We start from the raw sequence: 15031 nt of genomic DNA on the forward strand, positions 1-15031 counted from the left end.
GACGGCGACGTAGCCGGCCCCGATGGCCGCCACGGACGAGGAACCGGGCTACGTGGACCACCCGCTGCTGGCCCCGGAGTTCATCGAGCGCCGCCTCTACCAGATCCGACTCGCCGGGACCGCCGCCGAGGACCACACGCTGGTCTGCCTGCCGACCGGGCTGGGCAAGACCACCGTGAGCCTGCTCGTGACCGCCCGCCGGCTCGACGAGGTCGGCGGGAAGGCGCTGTTTCTCGCGCCGACGAAGCCCCTCGTCCAGCAACACGCCGACTTCTACCGCGAGGCGCTGTCGATCCCGGACGACGAGATCGTCGTGTTCACCGGCGAGGTCCGGCCGGACGACCGCGCCGCCCTCTGGGCGGACGCCCGGATCGTCATCGCCACGCCGCAGGTCGTCGAGAACGACTTGGTCGGCAACCGTGTCTCGCTGGCCGACGTGACCCACTGCACGTTCGACGAGTGCCACCGCGCGACCGGCGACTACGCGTACAACTACATCGCCGAGCGCTACCACGCCGACGCCGACGACCCGCTCGTCACCGGGATGAGCGCCTCCCCCGGAGGCGACGAGGAGGAGATCCTCGCGGTCTGCGAGAACCTCGGGATCCGCGAGGTGGAGGTGATGACCGAGGACGACGCCGACGTGGGCGAGTACACCCACGACACGGACGTGGACTGGAAGCGTGTCGACCTCCCCGACGAGGTCGAGGCGATCCGCGACGGGCTGAACGAGGTGATCGAGGACCGACTGGAGAAGCTGAAGGAGCTGGGTGTCACTCGCAAGACGAGCGCCGACCTCTCCGAGCGGGACCTCCAGGAGATACGGGGCGAACTCCAGCAGCTCATCGACAACGACCAGTCGGAGGGGTATCAGGGGATGTCCGCCCACGCCGAGATCCGGAAGCTCCGGACCGCAGTCACGTACGTCGAGACCCAGAGCGTCGAGGCGCTGCGGCGCTACTTCGAACGCCAGCGCCAGGCCGCCCGCTCCTCGGGCGCGTCGAAGGCGAGCCAGCGGCTCGTCTCGGAGCCGAAAGTGCGGGAAGCGATGCGGAAGGCAGAGTCCTACGACGGCCGCCACCCGAAGTTCTCGGAGGCCCGGCTGCTGATCGCCGAGACGCTCGGCATTGAGGACGGCGAACGCGTCATCGTGTTCACCGAATCCCGCGACACTGCGGAGATCCTGACGGAGTTCCTCGGCGAGCATTTCGACACCCGCCGGTTCGTCGGCCAGGGCGACAAGGACGGCAGCGACGGGATGACGCAGACGGAGCAACAGGAGGCGCTCGACGCGTTCCGGGCCGGCGAGTTCGAGGTGCTCGTCTCCACCTCCGTCGCGGAGGAGGGCCTGGACGTGCCGGAGGTCGACCTCGTGCTGTTCTACGAGCCGGTGCCCACCGCGATCCGCTCCATCCAGCGGAAGGGCCGGACCGGCCGGCAGACGGAGGGGAAGGTGTCCGTGCTGATGGCCGAGGACACCCGCGACGAGGCGTACTTCTGGATCGCCCGCCGGAAGGAGTCGGAGATGGAGGACGAACTCCGGAAGCTGAAGGGCGCGGCCGACGAGATCGAGGACGAACTCGACGACAGCCAGCAGCAGCTCGCCGACTTCGCCGAGCCGGCCGGCGGCGTGGACGACGCCGGGTGCGACGGCGGCGAGGCGGCCGCGAACGGCGGTACCGCGGGCACGAGGGCCGACGGGCAGCCCGGACTGCAGGCGTTCGACGGCGGGGACGACGCCGACGGGGACGATGGCGACGCGGCTGACGAGTCCGACACCGAAGGAACCGTCGCCACGGCTCGCGGCGACGGCGACGACGTGGAGATAGTCGTCGACCAGCGCGAACTCGATTCGAACATCGCCCGGGATCTCTCGACGCGGGACGGCGTCGAGACGCGCCTGGAGACGCTCGCGGTCGGCGACTACGTGCTCTCGGACCGCGTGGCCGTCGAGCGCAAGAGCGTCGGCGACTTCCTCGACACGCTCACCGGCGGCGACGACCGCTCGATGTTCGAGCAGGTCGGCGACCTCACCCGCCACTACTCGCGGGGCGTACTGATCGTCGAGGGCGAGGACCTGTACGGCGAGCGCAACGTCCACCCCAACGCCGTCCGGGGCGCGCTCTCTTCACTCGCGGTCGACTTCGGCGTCAGCGTCCTCCGGACCGACGACGAGGACGACACCGCCGACCTCCTGGCGGTGATCGCCGGGCGCGAGCAGGACGTGGACGACCGCGAGGTGAGCGTCCACGGCGAGAAGCAGTCGAAGACGCTGGCCGAACAGCAGGAGTACGTGGTCAGTTCGATCGCCGACGTGGGACCGGTGACGGCCCGGTCCCTGCTGGCGGAGTTCGGCACCGTCGAGGCCGTGATGACCGCGCGGGAGGACGACCTGCTCGAAGCCGACGGCGTCGGTGCGGTGACCGCCGAGCGGATCCGGAAGGTCGTCGGGAGCGAGTACACCGGGTAAGCCCGGCTTACTTGCGGGGTTAACTCGATAGGGAGTTTGTACTAAACGGGCTGGAGCGTTTCGGGACCACCAACATGAGTGCGCAGTCCGCACGGGCTGACGAACGGAACCGCTACGGACCCCCGCAGCACACGCCGACTGCTGGGTGGTCGCCCCAGGAGCAATATGGGGATCCCCAGCACGAGACGAACGTGGAGGACCACTTCTCCGCCGCCGAGATCGACGCCGCCGGACCCCGGGACACCTCCGGAGCCGACCGGACGTCACGCCCGGACACCGGCCGAGCGCGGGCGCGCCCCGCCGGGGACTGAGTATCGCGACCTCCTGGTGTGAATAAGGCCATACAATGTAATTAAACCATATTTATATTTTCAGGACTAACGTTATATGTCTCGTCAAACCAGCATCAGCTAGAATGCAAGTGACCTACTACGGCCCGCCGCAGCACGAGGACGCCGACGCCGGGGAGCGCGAACGGGACGTAATCGCGCGTGACGACGGGCACGACCCCATCCCGTACCGCGTTCAGTAGGGGAGCGCGTCCAGCGCCTCGGCGGCCTCCCGCGCGGCGGCGAGGTACTCCCGAGCGCGAGCGGGGTCGTCCGTCTCGGCCGCTTTCCGCGAGAACTTCGTCAGCGTCGCGCGGAGCGCCTCGGCCGCCGCGGCCACGTCACCATCGACCGACGTGCCGGCAGTCGTCGGGTCGGGGTTTTGAGGAGCGGCGGCAGATCCGGTCGTGTGCTGCCCGTCCGACGCCGACGGCCGGCCGGGGGCGACCGACGCGTCGGCCGGTGCCCCGGTCTCCGCCGACGCTGCTGCCCCGTCGTCCGCTGTGTCGGCGGTCGTCGGATCCGGCGACTGCCGGTCCGTGGCGTTCGACTGCTCCGTCGGCTGTTCCGCGCTTGCAGCCGACGGCTGTCCGTTCGCGCCGCCTCCCGCTTCGTTCCCGGTCTGGCAGGTCGGGCAGAACTCCTGCCCGTCGTAGCGGAAGATGGGGTCGCCGCAGTTGTCACAGTGGGCGTTCGTCATCGTCGCCCCCTTCAGCAGCAGTTCGCTCATCTGCTGGGTGTGCTTGCGGCTCTCCTCCTCTTCCTCCAGCTGCTCGCGGAGCTTCTCGCGCTCCGCTTCCTTGTCGAAGTCGCTCATACACGTTGCGAGGGCCGCCGGGTCGAAAAGGACTGCGAACCGGACGTTCGACGGACGACGAAGTTCAGTCCGACGAACATCGCTGAAGTCCGATGATTCGAAGTCTTTAACGGGTCTCGCCGGCGCTCTTTACGTGGTATGACGAAAGTTAGCGTGGTCGGCGCGGCCGGAACGGTCGGCGCCGCCGCAGGGTACAACATCGCGCTCCGCGACGTGGCCGACGAGATCGTGTTCGTCGACATCCCGGACAAGGAGGACGACACGGTCGGGCAGGCCGCCGACACGAACCACGGCGTCGCCTACGACTCGAACACGACGATCCGGCAGGGCGGCTACGAGGACACCGCCGGTTCCGACGTGGTCGTCATCACGGCCGGCATCCCGCGCCAGCCCGGGCAGACCCGCATCGACCTCGCTGGCGACAACGCGCCGATCATGGAGGACATCGGCTCCTCGCTGGCCGAGCACAACGACGACTTCGTCACGATCACCACGTCGAACCCCGTCGACCTGCTGAACCGCCACCTGTACGAGACGGGCGACCGCGCCCGGGAGAAGGTGATCGGCTTCGGTGGCCGTCTCGACAGCGCACGCTTCCGCTACGTGCTCGCCGAGCGGTTCGACGCGCCCGTCGGCAACGTCGAGGCGACGATCCTCGGCGAGCACGGCGACGCCCAGGTGCCGGTGTTCTCGAAGGTCCGCGTGAACGGCCGCGACCCCGAGTTCTCCGACGACGAGAAGGAGGCGATCCTTGAGGAGCTCCAGACCAGCGCGATGAACGTCATCGAGAAGAAGGGCGCGACGGAGTGGGGCCCCGCCACCGGCGTCGGCCACATGGTCGAGGCCGTCCTGCGTGACACCGGCGAGGTCCTGCCCGCCTCGATCAAGCTCGAAGGCGAGTACGGGCACGACGACGTCGCGTTCGGCGTGCCGGTGAAACTCGGCTCCGAGGGTGTCGAGGAAGTCGTCGACTGGGACCTGACCGCCTATGAGCGCGAGCAGCTCGGCGAGGCCGCCGACAAGCTCTCCGAGCAGTACGGGAAGGTCAGCTAAGCCGGTCACGACTTCGCTGTCGATTTCTCCGCGTCCGTACGACTGCTTGCCGAGCCGCCCTACTGGATTTCCGGTCAGATCTCCCTGTTCTGCTGACATCTACCACGCATGACAAAAGTGTTATGTGATTGGGTACAGATTCCACGCGTAGCATGAACGAGGAGGAACGACACACTCACATCGCGGAGTGGGCCGACCTGATCGGCGACTCCGTCCCCGACTCGGTCCAGTCCCGAGAGGAGCGCAACGAGTCGCGGGACGCCGAGGACCGCTGGAACGTCGGTTTCTGAAGCCTCCCGGTCGGTGCTGGTCCGTGGCGTTACTCCGTCGACTGACGAGCAGCCGTGCCGAAAGCGACGGGTCGGCCGGCGTCGAACAGTCGACGGCCAACCACCGCGAGCCGTTTGAGGCGGCCACTACGGCACTAGCTGCTCGCCGTCGTCGTCGTACACGGTGATCGCGTCGACGGGACAGACGCGCGCGGCGAACTTCGCGTCGAGTTCCTCGTCGTCCGGTACTTCCCGGGCGATCACGTCGTCTCCGACCTCCTCGCCGTCGACCAGTATCGCCTTTCCGGCGTCGGTGTCCTCCTCGAAGCCGTCCCACTCGGCGACGCACTGGAACATCCCGATACAGGTGTCGCGGTCGAACTCGACTCGCATACCGGACGGTCGGGGCGAACGTGGTTAGCTCTGACGCCATCGCTTCCGAACTGGCGAACAGCCGGCCTCGGGACGGCACGACGGGGGTGGCCGGACGACCGCCTCGACCCCGTCGCGTCGAGTCGTCAGGTCACGCCGAGGGGTGGCCGCGGGATCGGTGATAAACCCTCACGTCGACACGCCAGCCGGACGAACTCGCCACTGGTCTCCCGGACGACAAGAGGTTTATCCGCCGGTGCCGTACCGACCCTCGTGGCACGCCCGCTCCGATTTCGACGCTCACCCGAACGCTGGACCGCGTCCCGGGTGCACGACCAGCTGTTTACCGACCTCGATGATAACCTCGGAGCGACGGCCGTCGACCCGACATTCCGGCCGGCGGGCGAGTGGGAGACCCGCCGGTTCGAGATGGACAACGACGACGTGGCGCTGTTCATCTGGGACGATGACGCAGCCTACTGGATGGGCAACACGGAGACGCCGAGCGCCCTCTGGCGGACTGACAAGTACGACTGGGGTGAGGTCCCGTATCAGGTCGCCCGCTGGGCACAGCGGGAACTGCTCGCGGACCTCCACGAGGAATCGCCGTGGCTGGAGCCGTACCCGCACGTCTCGTGGTTCTTCCTGCCGGTGTTCATGTCGAAGGACGGGCGGCACACGACCCGCGAGTTCTTCCGGGACCACGCCGCCGGGTTCCCGGACGCCGGCCGCGACGAGGGGCTTGGCTTCTACGAGGAGTTCCTCTCGACCGGCGTCCTCGACGAGTATCGTGACGAGATGTCGGGCAAGCTCGGCACGAGCCCGCAGTTCGACCTCGTTCGGATGAGTTCGGCGATGGCCGAGTTCACCGCGGCCAAGCTTCTCACGGACGCCGGCTACCAGGTCACCCCGGAGATCGAGGTGACGACCGGCCACTCGCTGGACTTCCGCGCCGCGAAAGGGAACCATCAGCCGCTCGTCGAGGTGACCCGCCCGCTACCGCCGACCCAGCGCGCCGCCGACACCGCCGTCGCCGCCGTCCGCGAGACGGCCGAGACGAAAACGAGCGGGCAACTCTCCGAACACGGCGGCGGCGCGGTGCTGTTCGTCGACTGCTCCAGCTTCCACGACGACCAGTGGCGGGCGGTCCGCGGCGAACAGCCCGAGGTCCGCCACCGCCCCGCCGTCGTCTACCGCGTCCGACCGAACGGCCACGCCGAGGGGTACACGAAGGGTGCGGTACCGCTGGATCTGGACGGCGCTATCGAGTGGGTGTAGGCGGTTCGGTGCGGCCGCTGTCGTTCAAGCATACGGCGGCTTTGCCGCCGTTTCACCGCCGAAGCGGGGCGAAGTCCGCGGAGGCGGATTTTTTCATCGACGTTTTGCGTCGAGTGGTTCGCCGCAGGCGAACCCGAGACGGAAAAAGTTCGTTAGAACGAAACCTGGTCCGGGCCGAACGGGCTGCCCGGCGGCGTCGGGTCGCGGTCGCTGTACCCCTTGCGACCGATCGCCTTGCTGCTCAGGGCGCTGTAGACGGCGAAGCGGGCGTCCTCGGCGGCCTCGTACGTCTCGCCGTCGGTTCGCTCTAGGACCTCGGCCAGGGTCTCGCTCCCGTTGGCCAGTTCGAGTTCCTCGTCGCCGTGGCGGGCGATGAATTGCTCGGTCGTCAGCGGGTAGTCGGCGTCGTCGAACAACTTGTCGGTGGTGCGCTGGAACATCGTGGCTGTTTCTGAGTGAAAGATAATTATAAACATTGTCCATATACGACCTTGGTGGGGCGGGTACACCTATTGGTCATAATTCGTCCTAATATGCCGCGGAATGGTCAGGGCTAAACCGCTGGCCGGGAAAGCGAGCGCATGGTGTATGCGGATCTGCACGCCCATACGACGCGCTCCGACGGCGAGATGACGCTGTCGGAGATGCCGGCGGCCGCCCGCGAGGCCGGGGTCAGCGTCGTGGCGGTGACGGACCACGACCGGATCCACCCCGAGTTGGACGCGCCGGTGACCGAGCGTGACGGCGTCACGCTCGTCCGCGGGATCGAACTCCGCGTCGAGGCGGGCGACCAGCGGGTCGACCTGCTCGGCTACGGCGTTTCGCCGACGGCGGAACTGGAGCGCGAACTCGACCGCCTCCAGCGCGACCGGATGGAACGGGGTCGCGCCATCGTCGAGAACGTCGAGGACCGCCTCGGCGTGACGCTCGACGTGGACATCGGCGAGGGGATCGGCCGGCCCCACATCGCACGGGCCATCGACGACCATCCGGACGCACCCCAGGACTACGAGGCCGCGTTCGACGAACTGATCGGCGGCGACTGCGACCCCTTCGTCGCGCGGGACGTGACGCCGTTCGAGCGTGGCTGCAACCTGCTCGGCGAGGCATGTGGTCTCGTCGCGCTCGCCCATCCACTTCGGTACCCTGACCCCGCGTCGGCGCTGGCGCTGACCGCGGAACTCGACGGCGTCGAGCGGTTCTACCCGTACGGACGGGCGGTCGACACCGCCCCGGTTGAGCAGGCTATCGAGGAACACGACCTGATCGTCACCGGCGGCAGCGACGCCCACGACCTCACGCTCGGCGTCGCCGGGCTCTCCGAGGCCCAGTACCGGGCCGTCGGCGAGCGGATCGGGTAACGCAGGGTTCAAACGCGCTCGTCACCTACAGCGAGTATGCACTGCCACTACTGCGACCGGGAGGCCGCCTTCGCCGCGGAGTCGGACGGCGTCCGGGTCGGGCTCTGCGAGGACCACTTCCGCGAACGGCTGGACGAACTGGCCGACTCGGACGCGCTGGAGCAGCTGCGGGAGCAGGTCGACGTCGACCGAGCGGAGTAAGCGTTCATGCGGTCTCCGCGGTCGGCGTCGAGTGATGTCGACCGGGCGGAGTGAGCAACCAGGGATCTTCTTCGAGGCGTCGACGCGGAGCCGTCGGCGCGTCAGTCCGACTCGCCGCGGTCGGCGCGGTGCTCGCTGATGAGCCGGTCGAGTTGCTCGGCCTTCCGGTCCTTCCGACGTTCCTCGGCGCGCTCCTCCCAGTCCTCGATGACGTTTTCCACGTCGCTCTCGCGGGCGACGGCGAGTTCGTCGACCTCCTGCATCGCCACGTCGTCGGCCGGGCCGACCGGGATCCCGGCCTCGAACAGGAGTTCGTCGGCGACGTCCGAGAGGCCGCCGTTCTTCAGGACGACTCGCGGGGACACGTCGACGAGTTGCTCGGCGGTGCTGCGGCCCGCGCCGCTGGCGTCCCGGAGGTACACCACGTCGTCCTCGGCGAGCCCGTAGGCGTCGTTCGCGGCCGCCAGCGCGTCCTTCGTGAACTTCTCGACGGGCTTGACCGGCACGAGGTCCTTCTTCTCGGCGGCCACGTCGCTGAAGTTCGAGTGGTCCAGCTTCCACAGCTCCTTCAGGCGCTCTAGCTTCCCCTCCAGCGACTCGTTGCGCTCGCGCTCCTCGTCGAGTTCGCGCTCCAGCCGCTCGGTCTCGCGCTGCAGTCGGGTCACCTCGCGGTCCTTCCGGACCTCCTGTCGTTCCCGGCTCCGGGCGGCGTCGAGGTCGTCCTCCAGTTCCGCGATGCGCTCGTTTTTCTCCTCGACGGTCGCTTCGAGGTCGTCGACGTGGTCCTGCAGGCGCTCGACCTGCCGTTCGAGGTCGCGGATGCGCTTCTCCTCGTCGGTGAGTTCGCGCGGGACGTGTTCCGTGCTCTCCTCGTCGTCGTCGTCGGATTCGGAGAGGTCGTCGACGACCGCCTCGACGGACTCCTCGCCGGTCAGCACGCGGGCGGTGATCTCGCCGCGGTCCATCCGTGGGGGTACTTTCCGGGCGATCCGTTCGAACTGGTCGCGGTGGTCGTCGTACGCGAACAGGGTCGCGGCGACGGCGTCCCGTTCGTGGTCGTTGTCGTATCCGATCTCTCGAGTGCGGTGTTGCTTCTCGTCGACCGGGAGGTCGCTGTCGGGCACCCACGCCGCGGCGTCGAAACTGCGGCGGATCTTCTCGACGGTTTCGGGGATCGGCGTCACGTCCGCGGCGACGAGTATCGGCCGTCCGCGCTCGACGATCCACTCGATCACGTCGGCCGTGTCGGCGGTCCGGGTCGAGAGCACGTCCAGCACGTTCCCGTCGAGGTCGACGACGCCGACCGCCGTCGTCGTGCCGGGGTCGATCCCGACGAGGACGTGGTCGCGGCGCTTCACCAGCGGCTGGAACTCGATGCCGTCGCGGCGGACGCGCTCTATCTCGACCCGGGTGTCGCCGTTCCGCCCGCGCGAGACCGGGATCTCCTCCGGCCGGCCCTCGACCTCGAAGACGGCGTTGGCGTAGCCGCCGTACTTCTCGGTGGCGTCCATCTCGTACGCCAGCCCGGCCTCCTCGAGCGCCGACTTGACCTCGCGGGCGCGGGTCCGGACCGCGCCGTGGATCCGGCGGGTGTAGCGGTCCTGGCTCCAGCCGCCGCTGCCGGTCGAGCGGCCGCGGGACACCTTCACCTCCGTCGTGTCGGTGAACGCGGACACCTCCTGCCCGACGTTTGCGGCGGCGAGGCGGGCCGCGGCCTCGGCCTCCTGCATCGGGTCCTTGCCGTACGGCACGCCGTGGCGGCTGGCGACCCGCGAGAGCGGTTCGGGCTGTTCGGCCCCCGTCACCTGCACGAGCCGTGTGCCGTCGGGGAGGTCGCCCAGGAAATGCACGAGTGCGTCCTTGTTCTCCGCCAGTTCGTACATGTTGTCGGTCGCGACGATGTCCGGTCGCTCGTCGTCGATCCGGCGGCGGAGCTTGCGGTACGTCACCACGTCCCGATCTAGCTCCTCGCCGTCGAAGACGACCAGCGCGTAGGAGGGCGCGTCGCCGCGGACGTCCCCGCTCTGGATGTCGACGCCGAAAACGACCGTGTCGAGAGCACTCGTGCGGGTACTCACAGGACCGGGTACGGGAGGGATCGATATAAGGACGGCGACGGGTGTGGCGGCCGGTGTTCAAATAAGGATGAATAGTGAGGCACTGCGATTTCTGAGTGGTCTATGCTCCAACCCGCCCGCAGTAACGGGGGGGAACGATTGCTTCGAGTTGGTTTGTGGAGCGAGAGGCACACCCAACCCTGCGATGAAGCTCGGTATTTGATTCCATTTGGCCGGCCTCTCACTCTCGAATCCCGTCTCAATTCTTGCTAGTTTGGGTGTCGAGCGCTGTCGATCTACCGTTCACAACTGGGTGCAAAAACCCGATTTCCAGTCGCTTGATGGCACTGATCCGGATCAGATCGTAGTTGACGAACCCCCGTTCACTAAACGACGAATGCTTTCGGTTGTACGCTGCAGTCGCTTCTGAGACGATCCGGTTGCTGCACGTCAAGCTTTCTCCGATGAGAAATCAACCAGTCACTGAGATGTTCCTTGCCGAACTCCGCGAGAAACATCTCCTCGATGACGCGCTCTTTCTCGTCGACTCTGCACCGTGGCTGCAAGCGGCCCTTCACCGACGGGGTCCCGATTACAGATACGAAAACGTGGTACTCGGACTAACGTCGAACGTATCTTCCGAGAACTGAAACGCCGAACAAACAAGCTCTCAAACTGTTTCAGCCACGCCGAAGCAGCTACCGCCGAAACTGGCTTCAGGTGTTTGTCTTCGCATGGATCCGGCTTGTCTGAACAATATCTCCGGGCAGCATCATGTTTTTATACTCAGAGAAATACTGTTTCGGAAACTCACAGATGAGGGGGGAAGTGGGAGGGAACGGAGTGGGGACCAGTGCATGATAGGGGGCGCACCGCTGCACATCTCGCTTTTGCTCACTTCCGCTGCCCTGACGAGTGCTCTGGGGCTCTACGCTTTCCGGGAGCGTCAGGAACCGGGAGCGACTGCGTTCGTCGTCCTCATGGTCGTGCTAGCGAGCTGGTCGATGAGCTACGCGATCGGGTTGCTCACCCCGCCTGGTCCCTGGCGGGTCTTCTGGATGCGGATGGTCTGGTTCTCGACGGGAACGATCGAGGTCTGGCTGCTCCTGTTCGCGCTCGCGTACACTGGCTACGACGAGTTCGTCACGCGGCGAACGGTGGCAGGCCTGTTAGTCGTCCCGGCAATCGTGATCGCCGGGATCTGGACCAACTCGCTGCATCACCTTTTCTGGATCGACCACTCCTTTCTCATCGTCGACGGACTGGTCATCGAGAACCCGACGTGGGGGATCCTTTTCTGGGCCGAGGTCGTCTATACGTACCTGCTCGTTGCAGTTGCCTCGGCGCTTTTGATCCGACTGATCTACCAGTCCGACTTTCTCTACACCGACCAGTCGGCACTGCTGCTCGTCGGCATCGTCGTCCCCTTCATCACGAGCGTGCTCGATGTTTTCGTTCTGAACGATTTCGCGGCGATCGACCCGACACCGTATGCATTTACGATCACGGGTGTAGCCTTCGCGTACGCCCTTTTCCACCACCAACTGTTCGACCTCGTGCCGGCGACACGCCAGCTCGGTCGAAACGCCGCGATCAGCCAACTCGATGCCGGCGTCGTTATCGTCGATAACGCGAACCGTATCATCTACTGCAACACCGCTACCGAGGAGGTTCTCGACTGCGAAGCTGCCGACGCCGTCGGGAGCGATATCGAACTGCTCGTCGGCCAGTCGCAACTCGACTTCGGAACCGAGGACGCACTCGCCGAGATCGAACGGGGGGATCAGGTGTACGAGATCCGGGCGTCTCCGATCACCGACCGGCGCGACCGGCAGATCGGGAACACGCTCGTGATCCACGACGTGACCGCCCGTCAACGTCGCGAGCGCCAGTTAGCGAAGCAGCGCGACGAGTTAGAAACGGCAAACCGTCTCAACGCGGTGTTACGGGGGGTTAACCAGGCACTCGTCTCAGCGCGGAGCCGCGAGGAAATCGAACAATCCGTCCCCGACCGTCTTGCGGACTCGGACCTCTATCGGGTGGCCTGTCTCGCTGATATCCCGACGTGGAACGGCGATGCCAACCGGTGGACCATCGCTGACGGCGGACAGACTGAGACACCGTCCCCGCCGGCGCTCGACGGTGTTCTGCGACCTCTGGAAGGTGAACCCGACGATGGAACCACGCCGTTGGTTGCGGACGGGGACGACTCCGGAACCTGGACAGTCGTTCCGGTGCTGTTCGGCAGAACCGTCTACGGAGCCCTCGGCCTGTACACCGACCGCGAGGCCGTCAGCGACCGCGAACGGTCGATACTCCGCGAACTGGGGGAGACAATCGGTCACGCATTCAATGCCGTCGAGACCCGCCAGTTACTTTCAGCGGAGTCTATCGTCGAACTCGAACTCGAATGTACCGATGAAACTGATCCGCTGGTAGCTGTGACGGAAGAACTCACCTGTGAGATCGAACTGCAAGGTGTCGTGCCAGCACGCGAAGGGACCGCTGTCGCGTACGTGACTGCGACGGGAACCGACGCCAGTTCGGTCCGTGAAGCGTTCCCCGCGGCGAGCGAAGTCGACCTCGTCCGCGAGGAGGACGGGGAGACGCTGCTGGAGTGGCGAGTCGGCGGGGACAGCCTGCTCGGAACCCTCGTCGATTTCGGAGCCAACGTCACGGAAATCAGGGCCGACAGCGGCCGGGCCCGATACGAGCTTTCTATCGCGTCCGATTCGACTGCCCGGTCACTGATGGACCAGATCGGTAGACGCTACGAGCACGTTCATACACTTAGCAAGGTTGAACGCACGCGCGAGTTCGAAGAGGGAAGTTCGCTCTCCTCCGAACACCTAGACCAACTAACCGATCGCCAGCGCGAGTCGATCGAAGCCGCCTATCGTGCCGGGTACTTCAACTGGCCACGGGACTCGACTGCCGAGGACATCGCCGAGACCCTCGATATCTCCTCGGCGACGCTCCACTCACACCTCCGGAAGGCAGAACAGTCGCTGCTTGCGGAACTGTTTGACACGGGTGAAAACAGCTGATGTATGGTGATCCGGACCCACGGACCCGACCGGTTACAACAGGGCACTAAGAAGGGTATACAAACCAAACACGATGCTGGACAGTCCCGTGATGATCCAGAACGCGACCATCAGCCCCTGCCTGAGCACCCCCCGTCGTGGGGACGCATCGGCGATGAGAAACGGCGACGATTCCATGGTCCGGGTGATCACCAGCTGGTCATTGTCGTCGATGACCTGATCGGCAGTTGTGTTCAGTGGTGGCCGGAAAAACCGATAGACCGAACGTAACAGCCCGCCGCGGCGGGTCGCACGCCGGTCGTACTCCTCGGACAGAACCGCCTGTCCGAGCACCGTGACGGTCTCCTCGGGTTCGAGTGCGGCTTCGATGCGTTTGTTCCCACTCAACGTGTCACTCCGTGAGTAGTCGGAGTCCAGACTCACGTCGGCAAGTGCCGGATCGACAAGGACTCTTCCGGTCTCGTCTTCCACGTAGAAGGGCACGCAGTTCTGCTCGTTCAGGAGGTCCGGCGCGAACTGCTGTGGAACCGGTAACGTAAAGTTCCGGTCGTCGCCATCGGTTCGACGCGACTCGGTTATCACGGGATCTTCCGCACCTGTATAGAAGCCGCTCCCTGCGTTTTCGGCCGCTTTGCCGGCCGAAACAACCGTTCCCTCTATTTTGACCTGCCCCGGATCGATCGCATTGATAGGCCGTGTGTCCGTGCGGATCATCGTGAGTAACCGAGCGGCCGAACGACGCGCGAACACCGCCAGGACGCCAGCCCCGACCGCGATAAAAACGATGGCGATAAGCGGTCCGACGGACCGGAGTGCGAGCAGCGGAATCGACTCCATTACAGGCCGTCGTTTCCAGTGTGGGGGGTATAGAACAGGTGTCTAGAGACGTAGTGCCGGATACATCTGTACCAGTCGAATCAGCAGTCGCCCGTAAGATGACCGGTGGGCTGGGACCGCCATCACCGTCGTGATCGCTACTGCTCCCCTCCGGTTCGGTGTCGACGCTGCTCACACCGGCTCTTGGCTCTCGGCCAGCCGCCGGTATATTTTTTCGGAGGCAGCCTGACAGGCGATGGTCTCGTTGAGTGTGATAGCGACGCTCATCACGCCGTCGGGATGTTCGAAAACGATGTTCGTCACCAGCGGGATCGCCGAGTCGTCGCCGGCCGTCCGCTCGGAGACGAGGACGACCCCGCCATCCGGGATGTTCTCGTATTGCTCGGTCGCTCTGGACAGGTTCGCGGAGCTGTTCTCCAGCAGAAACGCGACCTCACCGTCAACAGTCGGTTCCTCAAGCCCCTCCTGTTCCGGGTCCGCATCGAACTGTGCGCCGACGTCGAAACTCGTCAGTCCACCGCTCTCCCACTCGAAGATAGCAGTGAAGCCGTTCCCGCTGACCCCCTCACCACGTCCGCGGGTTCGGGCGGATTCGGGTATCTCACACTGTCCGAGATACCCCGTCTGCCCGAACGCGGAGTACTCCTGAGTGACGTAGTTGAAGTCCGTCGGACAACCGGCACCGGAGTCGTTACTGGCGGTCCCCACGTCCGTGTTGTCCCCCGTGGAATCGTTCGCTGGCCCGGAGTCAATCACGTCGTTACTGTCCCCGTCATCACCATCGCCGGAGCTACAGCCCGCGAACCCGGACGCGACACACGCCCCCAGCCCTGCGAGCCACCGTCGACGGGTCCGTCCTTCCTCGACCGTTTTATCGTTTGCTGGCATCGGAACGTTGTTCAGTGAGATGTGTATTCAATCGTGACTCTACTCATCTAGA

At 65.8% G+C, this 15031-nt stretch carries 14 protein-coding genes and 1 pseudogene; 9 read left to right on the plus strand and 6 right to left on the minus strand.

Annotated features, from left to right (window positions below; all coding sequences use genetic code 11):
* The first annotated feature begins 22 nt into the window (after window positions 1-22).
* Entirely contained in the window at window positions 23-2470 is a 2448-nt protein-coding gene (locus D8896_RS04960; protein WP_121820977.1) for a DEAD/DEAH box helicase, read from the plus strand.
* A 74-nt stretch (window positions 2471-2544) separates the two neighbouring features.
* Complete coding sequence (locus tag D8896_RS04965) at window positions 2545-2781, plus strand: hypothetical protein (protein ID WP_121820978.1); 237 nt, start codon at window positions 2545-2547, stop codon at window positions 2779-2781.
* A 214-nt stretch (window positions 2782-2995) separates the two neighbouring features.
* On the opposite strand, the gene D8896_RS04970 is transcribed toward D8896_RS04965, so the two are convergent.
* Window positions 2996-3616 carry an Sjogren's syndrome/scleroderma autoantigen 1 family protein gene (locus D8896_RS04970; RefSeq protein WP_121820979.1) on the minus strand — a complete coding sequence of 207 codons (621 nt, stop codon included), beginning with the start codon at window positions 3614-3616 and terminating at the stop codon, window positions 2996-2998.
* A 138-nt stretch (window positions 3617-3754) separates the two neighbouring features.
* On the opposite strand from D8896_RS04970, the gene mdh reads away from it, so the two are divergent.
* Window positions 3755-4669, plus strand: coding sequence for a malate dehydrogenase (gene mdh, locus D8896_RS04975; protein WP_121820980.1), 915 nt, complete (start codon window positions 3755-3757; stop codon window positions 4667-4669).
* A gap of 152 nt (window positions 4670-4821) precedes the next feature.
* Window positions 4822-4959, plus strand: a complete 138-nt coding sequence (locus D8896_RS19215; protein ID WP_162991444.1) for a hypothetical protein — start codon at window positions 4822-4824, stop codon at window positions 4957-4959.
* A 126-nt stretch (window positions 4960-5085) separates the two neighbouring features.
* Here the strand turns inward: D8896_RS19215 and D8896_RS04980 are convergent, their stop codons facing one another.
* On the minus strand, window positions 5086-5331 hold the full coding sequence (locus tag D8896_RS04980) for a ferredoxin (RefSeq protein WP_121820981.1): 246 nt from the start codon (window positions 5329-5331) through the stop codon (window positions 5086-5088).
* A gap of 252 nt (window positions 5332-5583) precedes the next feature.
* Here D8896_RS04980 and D8896_RS04985 point away from each other — a divergent pair, with 252 nt between their 5' ends.
* Entirely contained in the window at window positions 5584-6588 is a 1005-nt protein-coding gene (locus tag D8896_RS04985) for a DUF5784 family protein (RefSeq protein WP_121820982.1), read from the plus strand.
* Between the two features lie 152 nt (window positions 6589-6740).
* Here D8896_RS04985 and D8896_RS04990 read toward each other — a convergent pair whose 3' ends face one another.
* Window positions 6741-7028 (minus strand): DUF5789 family protein, encoded by a 288-nt coding sequence (locus tag D8896_RS04990; RefSeq protein WP_121820983.1) that lies wholly within the window; start codon window positions 7026-7028, stop codon window positions 6741-6743.
* Between the two features lie 141 nt (window positions 7029-7169).
* Between D8896_RS04990 and D8896_RS04995 the strand changes: the two genes are divergently transcribed.
* A complete protein-coding gene (locus D8896_RS04995; protein WP_121820984.1) occupies window positions 7170-7949 on the plus strand; it encodes a PHP domain-containing protein in 780 nt (259 codons plus the stop codon).
* A gap of 36 nt (window positions 7950-7985) precedes the next feature.
* On the plus strand, window positions 7986-8150 hold the full coding sequence (locus tag D8896_RS19220) for a DUF6757 family protein (RefSeq protein WP_162991445.1): 165 nt from the start codon (window positions 7986-7988) through the stop codon (window positions 8148-8150).
* Window positions 8151-8251: 101 nt separating this feature from the next.
* Here D8896_RS19220 and D8896_RS05000 read toward each other — a convergent pair whose 3' ends face one another.
* Complete coding sequence (locus D8896_RS05000) at window positions 8252-10228, minus strand: DUF460 domain-containing protein (RefSeq protein ID WP_121820985.1); 1977 nt, start codon at window positions 10226-10228, stop codon at window positions 8252-8254.
* 137 nt (window positions 10229-10365) lie between these two features.
* On the opposite strand from D8896_RS05000, the pseudogene D8896_RS19820 reads away from it, so the two are divergent.
* Together D8896_RS19820 and D8896_RS05010 are read left to right on the plus strand one after the other, a co-directional pair.
* Window positions 10366-10960, plus strand: a pseudogene (locus tag D8896_RS19820) (IS6 family transposase).
* 104 nt (window positions 10961-11064) lie between these two features.
* Complete coding sequence (locus tag D8896_RS05010) at window positions 11065-13254, plus strand: histidine kinase N-terminal 7TM domain-containing protein (RefSeq protein ID WP_162991446.1); 2190 nt, start codon at window positions 11065-11067, stop codon at window positions 13252-13254.
* A 33-nt stretch (window positions 13255-13287) separates the two neighbouring features.
* Here the strand turns inward: D8896_RS05010 and D8896_RS05015 are convergent, their stop codons facing one another.
* Window positions 13288-14091, minus strand: a complete 804-nt coding sequence (locus tag D8896_RS05015) for a hypothetical protein (RefSeq protein WP_121820987.1) — start codon at window positions 14089-14091, stop codon at window positions 13288-13290.
* A 171-nt stretch (window positions 14092-14262) separates the two neighbouring features.
* Entirely contained in the window at window positions 14263-14979 is a 717-nt protein-coding gene (locus D8896_RS05020) for a hypothetical protein (RefSeq protein ID WP_162991447.1), read from the minus strand.
* Window positions 14980-15031 lie beyond the last annotated feature (52 nt).

The sequence above is a fragment of the Halostella salina genome (assembly GCF_003675855.1).
In the GTDB taxonomy this organism is placed as follows: Archaea; Halobacteriota; Halobacteria; order Halobacteriales; family Natronoarchaeaceae; genus Halostella; species Halostella salina.

What these genes read in the sequence shown, in the direction of transcription:
- D8896_RS19215 (WP_162991444.1), top strand. Translation starts at nt 4,822, where the DNA reads ATGAACGAGGAGGAACGACACACTCACATCGCGGAGTGGGCCGACCTG.
- D8896_RS04995 (WP_121820984.1), top strand. Translation starts at nt 7,170, where the DNA reads ATGGTGTATGCGGATCTGCACGCCCATACGACGCGCTCCGACGGCGAG.
- D8896_RS05010 (WP_162991446.1), top strand. Translation starts at nt 11,065, where the DNA reads ATGATAGGGGGCGCACCGCTGCACATCTCGCTTTTGCTCACTTCCGCT.
- D8896_RS04960 (WP_121820977.1), top strand. Translation starts at nt 23, where the DNA reads ATGGCCGCCACGGACGAGGAACCGGGCTACGTGGACCACCCGCTGCTG.
- D8896_RS04970 (WP_121820979.1), bottom strand. Translation starts at nt 3,616, where the DNA reads ATGAGCGACTTCGACAAGGAAGCGGAGCGCGAGAAGCTCCGCGAGCAG.
- mdh (WP_121820980.1), top strand. Translation starts at nt 3,755, where the DNA reads ATGACGAAAGTTAGCGTGGTCGGCGCGGCCGGAACGGTCGGCGCCGCC.
- D8896_RS05015 (WP_121820987.1), bottom strand. Translation starts at nt 14,091, where the DNA reads ATGGAGTCGATTCCGCTGCTCGCACTCCGGTCCGTCGGACCGCTTATC.
- D8896_RS04965 (WP_121820978.1), top strand. Translation starts at nt 2,545, where the DNA reads ATGAGTGCGCAGTCCGCACGGGCTGACGAACGGAACCGCTACGGACCC.
- D8896_RS05020 (WP_162991447.1), bottom strand. Translation starts at nt 14,979, where the DNA reads ATGCCAGCAAACGATAAAACGGTCGAGGAAGGACGGACCCGTCGACGG.
- D8896_RS19220 (WP_162991445.1), top strand. Translation starts at nt 7,986, where the DNA reads ATGCACTGCCACTACTGCGACCGGGAGGCCGCCTTCGCCGCGGAGTCG.
- D8896_RS04990 (WP_121820983.1), bottom strand. Translation starts at nt 7,028, where the DNA reads ATGTTCCAGCGCACCACCGACAAGTTGTTCGACGACGCCGACTACCCG.
- D8896_RS04980 (WP_121820981.1), bottom strand. Translation starts at nt 5,331, where the DNA reads ATGCGAGTCGAGTTCGACCGCGACACCTGTATCGGGATGTTCCAGTGC.